The organism is Microbacterium sp. NPDC055599, assembly GCF_053618975.1.
The window spans coordinates 15,691-32,638 of sequence record NZ_JBSHIM010000014.1; the positions used below are offsets into that span (position 1 = coordinate 15,691).

The window sequence follows — 16,948 nt, forward strand, 5'->3', positions numbered from 1 at the left end:
TAGGTCGGCTCAGGGGCGGTCCCGCCTCCGCCACGCCCGTGAAAGGGGGAGTCGATGAGCATTCCGCGTCCGTTCTTCGACCGCGCAGCGGAGCTCCGTGAGGAGCCCGGCGTGATCGACCGTCTGTGCGACGATCCCCGGTCACGGGTGATCGTGGTGCGCGAGGGCCGCGTGCGCGTGCTCGACTCCGCCCTCGTCCGCGTCGCTCCCGACGCCGTGGGGGAGGCGACCTGGGCGCTGCTCGGCCGCGACGCCGACGGCGCGGTGCTGCTCCTGGCCGCCGCGCCGCCGGAGACCGACGCCCTCGACGCCGCTCCGGACGAGATCTGGCTCGGGCTGCGCGACCTGGGGGGCCGCATCGACGCCGGGGAGTCGGAGGTGCTGGTGGGAGCCGTCGCGCTCGCCGGCTGGTTGCGCGACGCGCCGTTCTGCCCGACCTGCGGCGGCGGTACCGAGCTGCGTCAGGCCGGCTGGTCGCGCCGCTGCCTGGTGTGCGGGCGCGAGCACTTCCCCCGGACGGATCCCGCGGTGATCGTCGCGGTCGAGAGCGCCGACGGTGAACGGCTGCTGCTCGGGGCAAACGCCAACTGGGGCGGCCGCATGTACTCGTGCTTCGCGGGCTTCACGGAGGCGGGCGAGTCGCTCGAGTCCACGGTGCACCGGGAGATCGAGGAGGAGTCGGGGGTGCGTCTCTCCGACGTGCGGTACGTCTCCTCGCAGGCGTGGCCGTTCCCCCGCTCGCTCATGGTCGGATTCCGGGCCGTCGTCGAGGACGAGGCGGCCGCCCGCGCGGACGGCGAGGAGATCATCGACGTGCGCTGGTTCACGCGCGACGAGATCGGTTCCGCGCTCGCGGGGGAGGGGCCGGTCGGTCTCCCCGGCCCCGCGTCGATCGCGCGCGCCCTGATCGTGCAGTGGTACGAGGAGCGCGCGTGAGCGCACTCGACGCCCTGGACGAGCGGCAGCGGGCAGCGGCCTCCGTCCTGCGGGGCCCCGTCGCCGTGCTCGCGGGGGCCGGGACGGGCAAGACCCGTGTGATCACGCACCGCATCGCCCACGGCGTCGACACCGGCGCGTACTCGCCGTCGCGCGTGATGGCGGTGACGTTCACGGCGAAGGCGGCCGGCGAGCTGCGCGGACGCCTTCGTGCCCTGGGCGTGGAGGGCGTCGCTGCTCGCACGTTCCATGCGGCGGCGCTCGCGCAGTTGAACTTCTTCTGGCCCACGCTGGCTGGCTCGCCCGCGCCGTCGATCATCGACAACAAGGTGCGCATGCTCGGGCAGGCGGCCGACGCGCTGCGCCTGCGACCGAGCACGGCGACCCTGCGCGACATCGCCTCCGAGATCGAGTGGCGCAAGGTGTCGATGCTGTCGATCGACCGGTACGCGGAGCTCGGCCGACCCGTCAGCGGGATCGACGCGGGACAGCTCGTCGAGCTGATGCGCGGCTACGAGGCGCTGAAGGACGAGCGGCATCAGCTCGACTTCGAGGATGTGCTGCTCGCGTGCGCCGGGATGCTCGAGGCGGAGCCGCGGGTCGCGGCCTCGGTGCACGAGCAGTACCGCCACTTCACGGTCGACGAGTTCCAGGACGTCTCCCCGTTGCAGAACCGACTGCTCGAGCTGTGGCTGGGCGACCGCCGCGATATCTGCGTGGTGGGCGACGCAAGCCAGACGATCTACTCCTTCGCGGGCGCCGAGCAGCGGTTCCTGCTCGAGTTCGAGCGCCGCCACCCGGATGCCACGGTTGTGCGACTGGAGACCAACTACCGGTCGCAGGAGCCCATCCTGACGGCGGCCAATGCGTTGATGCGGGGTCGACCCGGCGCACTCGAGCTCGTCCCGGCCCGCGAGCAGTTCACTGCGGATGCCCCGACCGTCACGGCGTACGACTCGGAGTCCGACGAGGCGGCGGGCATCGCGGCCGGTGTCGCTGCCCGGATCGCGGCCGGAGCCTCGCCCGCCGAGATCGCGGTGCTGTACCGCGCCCACGCCCAGTCGGCCGTGCTGCAGCAGGCGCTCGCCGCGGAGGGTATCGCCACCTCGGTGCTCGGCGGCACCCGGTTCTTCGCGATGCCGGAGGTGCGGCAGGCGATCCTCGCACTGCGGGCCGCGGCCGTGGCCCCGACCGAGCATGGCTTCCTGCCCGGTGTCCGCCGCGTGCTGAAGGAGCTGGGTCTGACGCAGGAGCCGCCCGCCGCGGGTGGTGCGCAGCGCGACGGCTGGGAGGCGCGCCGGGCGATCCTGCGCCTGGCGGAGGAGGCGGGACCGGACGAAACGCTGCGGTCGTTCAGTGACGCGCTGATGGCGCGGGCGAAGGACCAGCACGAGCCGACGCTGCGCACCGTGACCCTGTCCACGCTGCATGCGGCGAAGGGCCTCGAGTGGCCGCACGTGTACCTCGCGGGCTGGGCGGAGGGCGCGCTGCCGATCTCCTACGCCACGACGTTCGAGGCGATCGACGAGGAGAGGCGGCTGGCGTATGTGGGCGTCACGCGGGCCGCGCGAACGCTGGAGATCTCCTGGTCGCGATCGGCAGGTCGAGGGGAGCGGGCACCGTCGCGGTTCCTGGCCGAGATGGGGACGACGGCTCGCGGCACAGGCATTCTGCGCGAAACGACACCGAACGCCACACGCGCCGCCCGTCGGCGCTGACCCGCACGAGCCGGGCGGGGTCGGACGAGGCGAGCAGGACGGCCGTGAGTCGAGCGGCTTCGCCGACTCGCGACGCGGGGATGCGCCCGGGGTCGCGCCCGATCAGCTGACTGTGCACGAGGGGCCACGCGGGGTCGCGCTCGGTGTCCTCGATGTCGCGGCAGCTGAGACAGGGCGTCTCGCCAGGAATCACCAGCGGTCCCACGGTCACGCGTCCGGGCTCGAAGGCCAGGGGCAGGTGCGGGCGGTCCTCGCGCAGGTGCACGGCGAACTGCACGGCCGCTGCCGCTCCCGGTACCAGCACGACCGCGACGGCATCCGCCTGATCCGGAGCGCCCGCCGGAACGCCTTCGTCGGCCAGGGCCTCCCGCAGTCGTCCTTCGGCCCGCGGATCCGTGAGACCGAGGCTGCTCGTCCAGACGGCCCGGAGGGGGGACGGGTCGTCGGTGAGTGCGGGGTCGACGAGGGCGAGCAGCCGTCGGGCGTCGTCCCAGGGGGCGCCCGCCGCATGGGCGATCACGTCGAACGCGCTGCGCCGGAATCCGCGGCGCATACGGCTGAGGAGCGGCTCCACCCAGGACTGCTCCGCGGGAAGGCGGAGGGTCCCGTCGTCGCCGAGTTGCAGCGTGGTGGCGTCGCGCCACAGCAGCGGTCGCGCCGGGTCGAGGCGGGTGAGGGTGGGCGGGGTGAGTGGCATCCGTCCGATTCTCGTGCGGACCGTCCGTGCGCGGAGAGCACGCGTGCGCATCGGTGGACAACTCGGGCGGGTGCCCGCGCTCGGGGAGGAGGAGTGCCGCGACGGTCGCGCCACGGCGGGCGGGCTCAGACCGGGCGGTCGCCCTCCGGTGCCGCATCGCCGTCCTGATCGCGGTCGTCGCGCTCCTCCGTGCCGTCGGCGGAGGTCGAGTCGCGCCCCTCCTCCTCGCCGGAGAAGTCGTCGCCGTCGAGCAGACGGGCGAGCGCCTCATCGAACTCGTCGGCCACGGGCTGCTCGCCGCGCTCGGCGGCCTGGAGCCGCGCGATGAGAGCCGTGGGGTCGTCGATGTCCTCGGCGCTCGGCATGAGGTCGGGGTAGTCCCACAGGGAGTCGCGCGCGGCCACGCCGACCGCGTCGGTCACGGCCTGCCACATCGCCGAGGCCTCCCTCATCCGCCGGGGGCGGAGCTTCAGCCCGACCAGGGCGCCGAGGGCGTCCTCCGCCGGGCCGCCGACCGCGCGGCGACGTCGCGCGGCCTCCGCGATCCGCGCGCCGTCCGGCAGCCGGGAGGTCGCCTGCGCGGTGACCACGTCGACCCATCCGTCGATCGTCGCGATGAGGTTCTCCAGCCGCGCGAGCGCCTCGCGCTGGGCCTCGGTCTGGGTGGGCAGCAGCGCGCCGCCCTCGATCGCGGCGCGCAGCTCCTCCGGGTCGGAGGGGTCGAGCCGGCTCGCCACGTCCTCCAGGGCGTCGACGTCCACCGTCACGCCGCGGGCGAAGTCGGTGATCTGCGCCATCACGTGCAGGTGCAGCCACTTGGCGTGCCGGTACAGCCGGGCGTACGCCAGCTCCCTCGTCGCGAGGTACAGCGCGATCTGGTCCTCCGGGATCTCCAGGCCCTCGCCGAACGCGGTCAGGTTCTGCGGGATCACGGCCGCGGTGCCGGCGGGGAGCACCGGGATCCCCACGTCACCGCCCGAGACGACCTCGAGCGACAGGTTGCCCAGCACCTGACCGAACTGCGCGGCGAACACCGAGCCGCCGAGTCCGCGCATCAGCCGCCCCGCGCCCTGCACCACGCCGCGCATCTCCTCCGGCACCTGCGTGTCCAGGGCCGAGGTCAGCGCGTCGGCGATGCTGGTCGACACGGGGCCGGCGATTTCCTTCCACACCGGCAACGTCTTCTCGACCCACTCGCCGCGGGTCATGGCGGTGGGCGCCTCGGCGAGCTCGGAGATCGTGGTCGCCTCGCCGAGCCAGAGGGTGGCGAGCGCGAAGGAGTCCGCGATCGAGGTGCGCGAGCCGTCGGAGATGCCCTGGCCCTCGCGGTTGGCGATGTGCAGCGCCTGCCGCAGGGCGTTCTCCCACGGGTCGCCGCCGAACGCACCCTGGAGCTGCGCCATGATCGTCTGCATCATCGCGGGGTCGAGCGTGAACCCGTCCATGCCCTGGAAGGCGTCCCGCAGCGCTTCCGGGTCGATGTCGCCGCCGCCCTGATTCGAGAGCATCCGGCGCAGGAACTCCTGGAAGTCCTCCGGGTTCGGGTCGTTGTCTGCCATGTCGCTCGCCCTCTCAGCACGTCTGTAGCCGTGGCATCTACGCTAGTCACAGGTTTCAGTGCGTGACCCCGGTGCGGGCAGATCGCTGTACGCCGCTCGCGAACGACGGAGGAATGCTGTGGAACGACCGCGCGCAGGAAAGCTCGGACTCGGTGTCTGGGCGCTGATCGTCGCGCTCGCCGCCCTGGCGGTGCTCACCTTCCTGCCGTCGCCGTACGTGATCCAGCGTCCCGGTCCCGTGTACGACACCCTCGGCACCGCCAAGAACGCCGACGGCGAGCAGGTGCCGCTGATCAGCGTGGAGGGTGCGGAGACGTACGAGACGGGTGGCACGCTCGACCTCACGACGGTGCAGGTGGTCGGCAACCGCGAGCGCACGCCCAGCTGGTTCGAGCTCGCGCTGGCCTGGCTCGACTCCTCGCGGGCGGTCGTCCCGCTCGACTCCGTGTTCCCGGAGGGGGTGACCACGGAGCAGCGCGACGAGCGCAACGCGACGCTCATGGTCGACTCGCAGCATGAGGCCACGGCTGCAGCGCTCAACGAGCTCGGCTACGACACCGGCGCGCAGGTGGTCGTCGTGGACGCGGTCGAGGACTCGCCGGCCGACGGACTGCTGGAACCCGACGATGTGATCACCGCGGTCGACGGCACGCCCGTCACCTCGGCGACCCGGTTGCGCGAGGCGATCCAGGATGCGGGTGGCGACCCCGTCGCCCTCACCGTGCAGCGCGATGGCGCGGAGCAGGTGGTGGAGGTGACGCCCGAGAAGCACGAGGAGGGCGGGACCACGACCTGGCTGGTCGGCATCACCCTGCGCACCGACTACGACTTCGAGATCGACGTGACCATCCAGCTCGACAACGTGGGCGGCCCGAGTGCCGGCATGATGTTTGCGCTGGGCATCATCGACACGCTCACGCCCGGCGAGCTCAACGGCGGCAAGGACGTCGCGGGAACGGGCACGATCGACGCGGAGGGCGACGTCGGCCCCATCGGCGGCATCCGGCAGAAGCTCTACGGTGCGCGCGACGCGGGTGCCGACTACTTCCTGGCGCCGGCGTCGAACTGCGACGAGGTGGTCGGGCACGTGCCCGATGGCCTGCAGGTGATCCGGACGGCGACGCTGGAGGAGTCGCTGGCGGCGTTGGACGTCATCGCGGACGGCGGGGACACGAGCGGACTCCCGACGTGCGAGATCCCGGCCACCTGAGCCGGGTGGCCTTCCGCGCCGTGACGTCGCCGTGACCGGCGTGACAGCCTGCGCACAGCCGCCCGTGCCTAGGATGGAGGGGTGACCTCGACCTCAGCCCCGAACCCGGCCACGCCACGAACCTCTCGACGAATCCTCGGCATCTCGCTGGTGATCATCGCCGCGCTGATCGCGGCGTTCTTCGTCTTCGCTTCGCTCTACACCGAATTCCTCTGGTTCGACCAGGTCGGGTTCACCGGCGTGCTGACCACGCAGTGGATCGCGACGGCGGTGATGTTCGTCGTCGGCTTCCTCGGCATGGCGGTCCCGCTGTTCGTCGTCATCCAGCTGGCCTACCGTCTGCGCCCGGTCTACGTGCGTCTGAGCTCGCAGCTCGACCGCTATCAGGAGGTCATCGAGCCGCTGCGCCGCCTGGCCATGTGGGGCATGCCCATCTTCTTCGGACTGTTCGCGGGCTTCGCGGCGGCGGGCAACTGGAAGACGGTGTGGCTCTGGGCGAACGGTGTCGCCACCGACACGGTCGACCCGCAGTTCGGCGTCGACACGGGCTTCTACATGTTCGCGATGCCGTTCTACTCGATCCTGCTCGCGTTCGTGTCGGCCGTGCTGCTGCTGTGCTTGCTGGTCACCGCGCTCGTGTCGTACCTGTACGGCTCCGTGCGCATCGGCCAGGGCGAGCTGCGCATCTCCAAGCCGGCGCGCATCCAGCTCGCCGTGATCGCCGGTCTCTATCTCCTGGTGCAGGCCGCGAGCCTCTGGCTCGACCGCTTCAAGACCCTCGTCACGCCGGACGACCGCATCACGGGTGCCGCGTACACCGGTGTGAACGCGACGATCCCCGGCCTGGCGATCCTCGCGATCATCGCCGCCGTGGTCGCGATCCTCTTCTTCGTCACGGCCGTCATCGGGCGCTGGCGGTTCCCGCTCGCCGCGACGGCGCTGCTCATCGTGGCCTCGCTGGTCGTGGGCGTCGGCTACCCCTGGGTGGTCACCACCTTCCAGGTGAAGCCGAACCAGAACGCGTACCAGGCGGAGTACTACCAGCGGAACATCGACGGCACGAAGGAGGCCTACGGGGTCGCGAACCTCGAGACCACCGCCTTCGAGGCCGAGACCGACGCGGCGGCCGGCCAGCTGCGGGCCGACGCCGAGACCACGGCGTCGATCCGCATCATGGACCCGAAGGTCATCCCGCCGACCGTGCGTCAGCTCGAGCAGTACCGCGGCTACTACCAGTTCCAGACCACGATGGACGTCGACCGCTATGAGATCGACGGCGTCATGCAGGACACGGTGGTCTCGGTGCGCGACCTCGATATGTCGGGCCTCGGTGACGGCGACAACTGGAACAACCGCGTCGCGGTCTACACCCACGGCTACGGCCTCGTGGCCGCGGCGGGCAACCAGCGCACGAGCGACGGTGAGCCGGTGTTCCTCGAGCGCGGCATCCCGAGCTCGGGCTTCCTGACCGACCGCGAGAACTTCGAGCCGCGCGTCTACTTCGGCGAGAACTCCCCGGAGTACTCCATCGTCGGCGCCCCGGAGGGCTCCGAGCCGGCGGAGATCGACTACCCGCGCGGCAAGGACGGCTCGAGCGAGACGAAGACGACCTTCGACGGCGACGGCGGTCCGAAGATCGGCGACACGTTCACGAAGCTGCTCTACGCGCTGAAGTTCCAGTCGGAGCAGATCCTGTTCTCGAACCTGGTGAACGACGAGTCGCAGATCCTGTACGACCGCGACCCGAAGACGCGCGTGCAGAAGGTCGCCCCGTACCTCGAGCTCGACAGCGACCCGTACCCGAGCGTCGTGGACGGTCGCATCGTCTGGATCGTGGATGGCTACACCACCAGCTCCACGTACCCCTACTCGACGAGCGTGAGCCTGTCCGACGCGATCGCCGACTCGAACGTCACCTCGCCCTCGCTCGCGATCGACGACATCAACTACATCCGCAACTCGGTCAAGGCCACCGTCGACGCCTACGACGGCTCGGTCACGCTCTACGCGTGGGACGAGGAGGACCCGGTGCTGCAGACGTGGCAGAAGGTGTACCCGTCGACGCTCAAGCCGATCAGCGACATGTCGGGCGAGCTCATGAGCCACGTGCGCTACCCGACCGACCTGTTCAAGGTGCAGCGCGACATCCTCGGCATTTACCACGTCGACAAGGCCGGCTCGTTCGCGCAGCAGGACAACCGCTGGCAGACGCCGAACGACCCGCGCAGCGAGGCGATGCTGCAGCCGCCGTACTACCTGACGATGCAGATGCCCGGTCAGGACCAGCCCCGGTTCTCGATGTTCTCGACCTTCATCCCGGCGTCGCAGGGCGCGGGAGGCAGCCGAGACGTGCTGATGGGCTACCTCGCGGTGGACTCGGACGCCGGGTCGGAGAAGGGCGTGAAGGCCGACGGGTACGGGCAGTTGCGCATGCTCGAGATCGACACCGACACCACGGTGCCCGGCCCCGGTCAGGTGCAGAACACCTACAACTCGGACACCGCCGTGGTGCCCCAGCTGAACCTCCTCCAGCAGGGGGAGTCCGAGGTGATCTACGGCAACCTGCTCACGCTGCCCGTCGGCGGCGGTCTGCTCTACGTGCAGCCGGTGTACGTGCAGTCGTCGGAGGGCACGCAGCTGCCGCGTCTGCAGAAGGTGCTGGTCGCGTTCGGCGACCGGGTCGCGTTCGAGAACACGCTCACCGAGGCGCTCGACACGCTGTTCGGCGGTGACTCCGGTGCGACCGGCGGTGATGACGAGGTCGAGCCGACGGATCCGGGCACCGATCCGGGCACGACGGATCCGGACACGGGGGAGACCCCGACCGAGCCGACCGCGCCGACGGACGCCCAGGCCGACGCGCTGGCTGCCGCGCAGCAGGCCCTGCTCGACCGGCAGGCCGCGCTGGCCGAGGGTGACCTCGAGAAGTTCGGTGAGGCCGACAAGCGCCTCACGGCGGCCGTCGAGAAGCTCCTGGAGCTGGAGGGCGCCGCGGGGCAGTGATCCTGCGAGGCTGAGACGAATGGGCGTCCCTGCGGGGGCGCCCATTCGCGTATCCGCCGGACGGACAGAGGGCGGGCGGGGCCAGCGCGCGCAGGGAAAGGCGAAGGCCCCTGATCGGATTTCTCCTGATCAGGGGCCTTCTCTTGTTGCGGGGACAGGATTTGAACCTGCGACCTCCGGGTTATGAGCCCGGCGAGCTACCGAACTGCTCCACCCCGCGGCACAAGAAGTAACTTATCACGGATTCCGAGGGTCGTCGAATCGAGCGCGGGAGTCCCGGGGTGCGAGAGGATGGGGCCATGTCCGAGACCGCCGTCGCCGTCGCCGTGTGCCAGTTCGCCCCGACCGCCTCCCGCGAGGACAACCGCGACACGATTGCGGCGCTCACCGCCGAGGCGGCGGCGCGTGGCGCGAAGCTCGTCGTGTTCCCGGAGTACGCGAGCTACTTCGTCGACCCGCTCGACGAGAGTCTCGCCACGCACGCGGAGACACTCGACGGCGACTTCGTGTCCACGCTCACCGCTCTCGCGGGGGAGTACGCGGTCGTGATCGTCGCCGGGCTCGTGGAGCGGGCGTCCACCGAGGGGCACGTGCGCAACGCCGTCGTGGCCGTGGACGGGAGCGGCGTGCTCGCGGTCTACCGGAAGCAGCACCTGTACGACGCCTTCGGTCAGACCGAGTCCGACTGGATCGAGGCCGGCGAACTGACGGAGCCCGCGGTGTTCGAGGTCGCGGGGCTGCGCTTCGGGCTGCTCACGTGTTACGACCTCCGGTTCCCCGAGGTCGCCCGGCTCCTGGCGGTCGCGGGCGTCGACGCACTGGTCGTCCCGGCGGAGTGGGTGCGCGGTCCGCTCAAGGAGCATCACTGGACGACGCTGCTCGCGGCGCGGGCGATCGAGAACACGGTCTATGCGGTGGCGGCCGATCACCCGGCACCGATCGGGGTCGGGCATTCGCAGATCGTGGATCCGCAGGGGGTCGTCCTGGCCGGAGTGGGCAGCGCGCCCGGCATGGCGGTCGGCGTGGTGGAGCGCTCGGCCGTCGAGCGGGTGCGGCAGGTGAACCCGGCGCTGCGCCTGCGCCGCTACGACGTCGTGCCGCGCTGAGGACGCGCGTCAGGCGGAGGCGAGGCGGCGGGCGGCCTCCTCGAGCACCTCGGTGCGTTTGCAGGCGGCGAAACGCACGAGTCCGGCGTAGTCGGCCCGATGCTCGGCCGACACGAAGGCCGTGAGAGGAATCGCGACGACGCCCGCCCGCTCCGGGAGGGTGCGGCAGAACGCCGCGGCATCCGACCCGCCGAGTGTGCTGGCGTCGGCCACCGTGAAGTACCCGCCCCGGGGCGCGTGCACCACGAAGCCCGCGGCGCGCAGGCCGTCCCCGAGGATCTCGTGCTTGTGGGCCAGCGTGGTGGTGGCGTCGCGGAAGAACGCGTCGTCGAGGCGGAGTCCCCGTGCCACAGCCGGCTGGAACGGTGAGCCGTTCACATACGTGAGGTATTGCTTCACGGTCAGGACGGCGGTGATGAGCGCCGCAGGTCCGTGCACCCAGCCGATCTTCCATCCCGTGGCCGAGAAGGTCTTGCCCGCGGACGAGATGGTCAGCGTGCGCTCGGCCGCGCCGGGCAGGGTCGCGATCGGCGTGTGCGGGCCGTCGAAGGTCAGATGCTCGTACACCTCGTCGGTGACGATGACGGCGTCGTGGAGCTCAGCCAGCCGGACGATCTCGGCCAGCACCTCGGGGCCGAACACCGCTCCGGTCGGATTGTGAGGGTCGTTGACGAGGATGAGGCGCGTGCGGTCGGTGACGGTCGCGGCGAGCTGTGCGAGATCGGGCTGGAAGTCCGGCGCGCGCAGGGGGACGGTCCGCAGCCGGGCCCCGGCCAGGGCGACCGCTGCGGCGTAGGAGTCGTAGTACGGCTCGAACACCACGACCTCGTCGTCGGGGCCGTCGATCAGTGCCAAGAGCGTCGCGGTGAGCGCCTCGGTCGCGCCTGCTGTGACGATGACCTCGGTGTCCGGGTCGACCTCGAGACCGTAGAACCGCCGCTGGTGCTCGGAGATCGCGGTGAGCAGGTCGGGGAGGCCTCGTCCCGGCGGGTACTGATTGGCGCCGGAGGCGATCGCTGCCCTCGCTGCCTCGAGCACCTCCGCGGGCCCGTCCTCGTCGGGGAAGCCCTGGCCGAGGTTGATCGCGCCGGTTCTGGCCGCCGCGGCGGACATCTCTGCGAAGATGGTGGGCGCGACGGTCCCGTCTGCGGACAGCAGGCCCGCACCGGCCGCCGTGCGCTGCCATGCGCCAGGTATGACACTCATGAAGAACAGGCTAAGGCCATAGCCGAAACTCACGCTCGACATACGAAACGCACAGGCACACGCGCCATCCTGAAGGGGCGTCGAAGGAGCAGACACCATGAACGAAGACAACCCCCAGGACCACACCGCACCCGCGTCGAACGATGCCGTGCCCACCCCGCCCGTCCCGCCGATCCCGTCCGGCGACGGGCACTCGACCGCCGCCGGCCCGACCGCACCGAACGCGAACCACACGTCGGGGCCCGCGCCCGCGCAGGGACACGAGGTGCCGTCGACGTTCGCGTCGCACGCCCCGGTCGCCCCGATCGTCGCGCCGGTTCCGCACGGTCTCGCTGCGCCGGGCTCGACCCCGAACGCTCCGGGCGCCGCATTCGGCGTCCCGGCCACCGCACCCTCCGGCGCCCACGCGCCGTCCGACGGCAACGCCGCCGCGGCGGCGAAGGAGAAGTCCCGCGGAGGAACGCGCATCGCCGCGTTCGTCGTGGCGGCCGCCCTCGTGGGAGGTGTCGCCGGGTTCGGCGGCGGTGCGCTTCTCACGGGCCTGCAGGATCGCCCGTCGTCCGGCACCGCGCAGGGCCCGCAGACCGTCACCGTGAACAACCCCGGATCGGTCAACGAGACCACGGCCGTCGCCACCGCCGCCCTCCCCTCCGTCGTCACGATCGAGGTCGCGGGATCGCAGGAGGCCGGCAGCGGCTCCGGTGTGATCATCAGCAAGGACGGCTACGTGCTCACCAACACGCACGTCGTGACGCTCGGCGGTGCCGTGGCCGACCCGACCATCCGGGTGACCGCATCGGACGGCCGCATCTACGACGCCACCGTCGTGGGCACCGACCCGATCTACGACCTCGCGGTCATCAAGCTCACCGACGCGGAGGACCTCACCCCGATCGAGTTCGCCGACTCGTCGAAGCTCAACGTCGGAGACACCGCGGTCGCGCTCGGCGCCCCGCTCGGCCTGGCGAACTCGGTCACGACCGGTATCGTGAGCGCGCTGAACCGCAGCATCCAGATCGCCTCGTCGGCGCTGCCGGACTCCTCGTCCGAGGATGCGCCGGAGCAGCAGTCGCCGCAGGAGGGCCAGGGCCCGTTCCAGTTCGACATCCCGGGCAGCGGCGGCCAGCAGACGACGGACTCCATCTCGGTGGCCGTGATCCAGACGGACGCCGCGATCAACCACGGCAACTCCGGCGGTGCGCTCGTCAACAGCAAGGGCGAGCTGATCGGGATCAACGTCGCGATCGCCAGCTCGGGCAACTCCGAGGACTCGGGATCGATCGGCATCGGCTTCGCGATCCCCTCGAACATCGCCAAGCGCGTGTCCGAGGAGATCATCGCCGACGGTGCCGCCACGCACGGGCTGCTCGGCGCCTCGGTCCGCGACGCCTCGGGTGTTGAGGGAGCCACGGTGTCCGGGGCGTACATCGCCGACGTCACGCCCGGGGGCGCCGCGGCGGACGCCGGTCTGAAGGCCGATGACGTGGTCACCGAGTTCAACGGCGTCCCCATCACGGGCGCCACCGACCTCACCGCGCAGGTGCGCGCGGCGGCTGCGGGCAGCAAGGCCACCGTCACGTACGTGCGCGGCGGCAAGGACTACGACGTCGACCTGACGCTCGGGACGCTCGCCGGCTGAGGCACCCTGCTCCGGACGGAGGGACGCCACCTCGCGCGATAGGCTCGCGGGGTGGCGTCCTTCTCTTTCGGCACCGGCAATGCGGCCAAGTTGCTCCGCATCCCGCTGTACGCCCTCGGACGCCTCGGCACACTGCTCGTCCCCCGGGGCCGGCGCTGGGTCTTCGGCTGCGGCGCCGGGATCGGCGACGGAGCTCTTGCGCTCCAACGTCACGCCGCCGCTCTCGGTCACGACACGCTCTGGCTCACGGCCGACGACCGCGAGGCGCGCGACGCCGCTGCGCTGGGCATCCGCACCGTTCCCCGCTCGGGGCTGCGCGGCTGGTGGGCGACCGCGCGGGCCGGAGTCGTTGTGGTCACGCACGGACTCGGTGATGTGAACCGGTACGCGAACGGCGGTGCGTTCGTGGTGCAGCTGTGGCACGGCATCCCGCTCAAGCGCATCGGGCTCGACTCGCCCGCGACGACACAGGTTCCGCCGGTTCCGGGTGCCCCGCTGCTGCGGCGCCTCATCGGGGTGCTCTACCGCGCAACGGCGCAGCGCATCCGTGTGCTGCCCGCGGCGTCCGACCGGGCCCGCGGGCGCCTGGAGTCGGCATTCGGACTGGGCGACGACCGGGTCGTGGTGACCGGCGAGCCGCGCGTGGACGTGCTGTCCGCCGGCACCGAGGCGGAACGCCGCGCGGCGGCGCGCGCCGTGCTGGTCGGTGCCGCGGGGGAGTTGCCGCCCGCCGCGCGGGTGCTGCTGTATGCGCCGACGTGGCGTGACGGCGCTCCCGATCCGTCCGTCCCGACCGCTCAAGAGTGGATCGAGGTCGTGCGGCTGCTGGAGCGCCACGATGCTGTGCTCCTGGTGCGTTCGCACCCCCTGGGCGCCGGCTCCTACGCGCCGCCCCTGCCGACCGCCAGGGTCCGGATGCTGCCGAGCGCGGTGCTCCCCGATGTGACACCGGCTCTCGCCGCGGTCGACGTGCTGGTCACGGATTACTCGTCGCTGGCGTACGACGTCGGACTGCTGCGCATGCCGGTCGCGTTCCTGGCGCCCGACGCGGAGGAGTACGCCCGCACCCGGGGCTTCTATGGACGCTACGCGGATGTCGCCACGACCGGTGCGGCCGAGGGATGGCAGGCGCTGCTGTCGGAGCTCGACGCGCTCCTGGGGGATCCCGCCGCCTTCGCCGATGCCGCGACGCGGTCCGCTACGCTCAGCGCGGAGATGCACGCGTTCCGCGACGGGGAGAACACCCGTCGCGTCTACCGGGCGATCCGCTCGCGGGGTGTGCCCGCGCCGAAGGGAGCAGCATGACGACGGCCCGCATCGATGTCGAGGCGGAGGCGCTGATCATCGCCGGGCCCGGCCAGCGACCCGGTATCGCCGAGCTCGCAGGACCGCGGGCGGGGGTGTCCGCCCGCCTGACCGGGGGCGGCAAGACGTGGAAGGCGACGTTCCCGCTGCAGGCGTCGCGGTGGGGCGGGCCCGAGCTGCCGCTGCCGTCGGGCGAGTACGCGCTGTCGATCGAGGGCGTGGATGTGACGGAACTCCGCATCGCTCCCGTCGTCCTGCGCGGCGTGCGGATCGCGGTCGACGGCGCCACGGTGCGCATCGCGGCGCCGATCGATCCGGTGTACGACACCCCGGAGGGGCGATCGACGCTCGAGGAGCGCTACGTGTCGCAGGCCGGCGGCACCGAGAACGCGGTGTTCTTCGAGAGCTTCTACGGCCGCAGCGTCGGCTGCAACCCGCGGGCCATCGACCGCGAGCTCGCGCAGCGGGCACCGGAGGTGCGGCGCTACTGGAGCGTGGTCGATCTGTCGGTCGCCGTGCCCGATGGTGCGATCGCGGTGGTGGAGGGCAGCCCGGAGTGGTGGCGTGCCCGCGGTGCCGCACGTCTGCTGATCGTGAACGACTGGCTGCGCCGACGGTTCGCGCGCAAGCCGGGACAGAAGGTGCTGCAGACGTGGCACGGCACCCCGCTCAAGCGGCTCGCCCTGCACCGCCCCGGCTTCGACCCGCGCCGTATGGCGGCCGTGGTGAAGGAATCGCGGCGGTGGGACGTGCTGCTGGCGCAGAACACCTACGCCGAGCGCATCCTCCGCAAGGCCTACGCGTTCTTCGGTCGTCCGATCTGGGTCGACGGCTACCCCCGCAACGACGCGCTGATCACGGGCAACCCTGCGGCGGTGCGTGCGGCGCTCGGCATCGGCGACGAGGAGCGCGTGCTGCTGTACGCGCCCACCTGGCGTGACGACCGCGCGGAGATGGTCGACTTCGTCGACCCCGAGCTCCTCGCCCGTCAGGCGAACGCGGTGGTGCTCGTCCGCGGGCACTCCCGCACGCTCGAGCAGGGGAGGGACAGGGCAGGGGCCCGTGTGATCGATGTCACGGGCTACCCGGAGACATCCCAGTTGCTGCTTGCCGCCGACGCCCTCGTCACCGACTACTCGTCCGTGATGTTCGACTTCAGCGTGACCGGCAAGCCGCTCTACTTCCTGGTCCCCGACCTCGACCACTACCGCGGGCAGCTGCGCGGGTTCTACTTCGACCTCGCCGAGCGGGCTCCCGGTCCGCTGGTGCGCACGCAGGACGAGCTGGTGGCTGCGCTCGACGATCCCGAGCACGAGCAGAGGTACGCGGAGCGCTATGCGGCGTGGCGTCGGCAGTTCAACACGCGCGACGACGGGCACGCGGCGCGACGGGTCGTCGACCGCATCCTCGACCTGGGGTTCGTGACCCGCTGATCACCCCGCAGGTCAGGGCAGCGGCGTGTTGCGGCTGCCCAGGCGCGAGGCGTCCACCGTGTCTCTGGCACCGCGCAGCACGCCGGTCAGGAACCCGAGCCCCCAGGACAGGTGCATGGTGGGCAGCACCGCGAGAGTCCACAGCCGTTGCCGCAGGTCTCCGCCGCCGCGCGCACAGGCGACGGCCACCACGAGCAGGACGTACAGGACGATCGGCCCGTAGATGAGCACGGACGCCAGGATCGACGCCATCCCGCCGAGCACGCCCGTGAGCTGCAGCACGCCGACGACCACCGCCAGCACCACGAGCAGCACGAGGGCGGGCGGCGCGAAGTAGCGGAGGCCGTTGCTGCGGCCGAACCGCCGGACGAGCTCCCCACGCCACGCCCCGGTCGCCCGGAACTGTCGCGCCAGGCGCAGCCAGTTCTCGCGCGGCCAGTAGGTGACGGACAGCTCCGGGTCGAACCAGACCGCGTGGCCCGCCTGCCGGATGCGCAGGTTGAGCTCCCAGTCCTCGCCGCGGCGGATGGTCTCGTCGAACAGGCCGACCTCGTCGAGCACCGCGCGGCGCATCACCCCGAGGTAGGCCGACTCGGCCTCGCCCTCGGTGCGGCCTCCGTGGTACGCGCCTCCGCCGAGTCCGACGGGGGAGTTGTAGAGCCGGGCGACGGCCTTCTGGAACGGCGCGCGGCCCTCCGCGTGCATGACGCCGCCCACGTTCGCCGCTCCCGTGCGCGCGAGCGTCTGCAGGGCGTGGGCCGCGTAGCCGGGGGCGAGTTCGGAGTGCGCGTCGACCCGGACGATCGTGGGGTAGCGGCTTGCGCGGATGGCGGCGTTGAGCCCGACCGGGATGTGGGCGGCGGGGTTCTCGACGAGCCGGATGCGGTCGTCGGCGGCGGCCAGACCGCGTGCCAGCTCGGTCGTGCCGTCTGAGGAGGGCCCGAGAGCGAGGACCAGCTCGGTCGGACCCCCGACCTCCTGCGCGAGGACGGACTCGACCGCGTGCCGAAGGTAGGCGCGCTCGTTGAGCACCGGCATCACGAACGACACTCCGGTCGCGGGGTCGGTCGTCTTCTCTGGGGGCACACGTCGATCATGTCACGGCGGCTCCCTCGCTGGCTGAGGGCTGTCCACCG

General features: G+C 71.6%; 11 protein-coding genes and 1 tRNA gene. 8 read left to right on the forward strand and 4 right to left on the reverse strand.

Annotated features, from left to right (window positions below; genetic code table 11):
- The first annotated feature begins 54 nt into the window (after window positions 1-54).
- Complete coding sequence (nudC, locus tag ACWGQ1_RS14090; RefSeq protein ID WP_452313162.1) at window positions 55-936, forward strand: NAD(+) diphosphatase; 882 nt, start codon at window positions 55-57, stop codon at window positions 934-936.
- A complete protein-coding gene (locus tag ACWGQ1_RS14095) occupies window positions 933-2,654 on the forward strand; it encodes an ATP-dependent helicase (protein WP_247981475.1) in 1,722 nt (573 codons plus the stop codon). Before nudC ends, ACWGQ1_RS14095 begins: the two co-directional genes overlap by 4 nt.
- An 822-nt stretch (window positions 2,655-3,476) precedes the next feature.
- Here ACWGQ1_RS14095 and ACWGQ1_RS14100 read toward each other — a convergent pair.
- Complete coding sequence (locus ACWGQ1_RS14100; protein ID WP_136029963.1) at window positions 3,477-4,910, reverse strand: zinc-dependent metalloprotease; 1,434 nt, start codon at window positions 4,908-4,910, stop codon at window positions 3,477-3,479.
- Between the two features lie 118 nt (window positions 4,911-5,028).
- Here ACWGQ1_RS14100 and ACWGQ1_RS14105 point away from each other — a divergent pair, with 118 nt between their 5' ends.
- On the forward strand, window positions 5,029-6,120 hold the full coding sequence (locus ACWGQ1_RS14105; protein ID WP_136035596.1) for a YlbL family protein: 1,092 nt from the start codon (window positions 5,029-5,031) through the stop codon (window positions 6,118-6,120).
- A gap of 81 nt (window positions 6,121-6,201) precedes the next feature.
- Window positions 6,202-9,123, forward strand: coding sequence for a UPF0182 family membrane protein (locus ACWGQ1_RS14110; RefSeq protein ID WP_136029959.1), 2,922 nt, complete (start codon window positions 6,202-6,204; stop codon window positions 9,121-9,123).
- A 146-nt stretch (window positions 9,124-9,269) separates the two neighbouring features.
- On the opposite strand, the gene ACWGQ1_RS14115 is transcribed toward ACWGQ1_RS14110, so the two are convergent.
- Window positions 9,270-9,343, reverse strand: a tRNA-Met gene (locus ACWGQ1_RS14115).
- A 79-nt stretch (window positions 9,344-9,422) separates the two neighbouring features.
- On the opposite strand from ACWGQ1_RS14115, the gene ACWGQ1_RS14120 reads away from it, so the two are divergent.
- Entirely contained in the window at window positions 9,423-10,229 is an 807-nt protein-coding gene (locus ACWGQ1_RS14120) for a carbon-nitrogen hydrolase family protein (RefSeq protein ID WP_136044825.1), read from the forward strand.
- A gap of 9 nt (window positions 10,230-10,238) precedes the next feature.
- Here the strand turns inward: ACWGQ1_RS14120 and ACWGQ1_RS14125 are convergent, their stop codons facing one another.
- The gene (locus ACWGQ1_RS14125) at window positions 10,239-11,435 is read right to left on the reverse strand and encodes an aminotransferase class I/II-fold pyridoxal phosphate-dependent enzyme (protein WP_452313163.1); all 1,197 of its coding nucleotides are present in this window, start codon (window positions 11,433-11,435) and stop codon (window positions 10,239-10,241) included.
- Between the two features lie 97 nt (window positions 11,436-11,532).
- On the opposite strand from ACWGQ1_RS14125, the gene ACWGQ1_RS14130 reads away from it, so the two are divergent.
- The 3 genes from ACWGQ1_RS14130 to ACWGQ1_RS14140 are packed head-to-tail and all read left to right on the forward strand — an operon-like array spanning window position 11,533 to window position 15,812.
- Complete coding sequence (locus tag ACWGQ1_RS14130; RefSeq protein ID WP_452313164.1) at window positions 11,533-13,074, forward strand: trypsin-like peptidase domain-containing protein; 1,542 nt, start codon at window positions 11,533-11,535, stop codon at window positions 13,072-13,074.
- A gap of 51 nt (window positions 13,075-13,125) precedes the next feature.
- A complete protein-coding gene (locus ACWGQ1_RS14135) occupies window positions 13,126-14,379 on the forward strand; it encodes a CDP-glycerol glycerophosphotransferase family protein (protein WP_136035937.1) in 1,254 nt (417 codons plus the stop codon).
- A complete protein-coding gene (locus ACWGQ1_RS14140) occupies window positions 14,376-15,812 on the forward strand; it encodes a CDP-glycerol glycerophosphotransferase family protein (protein WP_452313165.1) in 1,437 nt (478 codons plus the stop codon). Before ACWGQ1_RS14135 ends, ACWGQ1_RS14140 begins: the two co-directional genes overlap by 4 nt.
- Before the next feature lie 12 nt (window positions 15,813-15,824).
- Here ACWGQ1_RS14140 and ACWGQ1_RS14145 read toward each other — a convergent pair whose 3' ends face one another.
- A complete protein-coding gene (locus tag ACWGQ1_RS14145) occupies window positions 15,825-16,850 on the reverse strand; it encodes a glycosyltransferase (protein WP_452313193.1) in 1,026 nt (341 codons plus the stop codon).
- Between the last annotated feature and the right edge of the window lie 98 nt (window positions 16,851-16,948).

Excerpts from the sequence above, each read along its gene's own strand:
- ACWGQ1_RS14120 (WP_136044825.1), top strand. The coding sequence starts at position 9,423 with ATGTCCGAGACCGCCGTCGCCGTCGCCGTGTGCCAGTTCGCCCCGACC.
- nudC (WP_452313162.1), top strand. The coding sequence starts at position 55 with ATGAGCATTCCGCGTCCGTTCTTCGACCGCGCAGCGGAGCTCCGTGAG.
- ACWGQ1_RS14100 (WP_136029963.1), bottom strand. The coding sequence starts at position 4,910 with ATGGCAGACAACGACCCGAACCCGGAGGACTTCCAGGAGTTCCTGCGC.
- ACWGQ1_RS14125 (WP_452313163.1), bottom strand. The coding sequence starts at position 11,435 with ATGAGTGTCATACCTGGCGCATGGCAGCGCACGGCGGCCGGTGCGGGC.
- ACWGQ1_RS14145 (WP_452313193.1), bottom strand. The coding sequence starts at position 16,850 with ATGCCGGTGCTCAACGAGCGCGCCTACCTTCGGCACGCGGTCGAGTCC.
- ACWGQ1_RS14130 (WP_452313164.1), top strand. The coding sequence starts at position 11,533 with ATGAACGAAGACAACCCCCAGGACCACACCGCACCCGCGTCGAACGAT.
- ACWGQ1_RS14140 (WP_452313165.1), top strand. The coding sequence starts at position 14,376 with ATGACGACGGCCCGCATCGATGTCGAGGCGGAGGCGCTGATCATCGCC.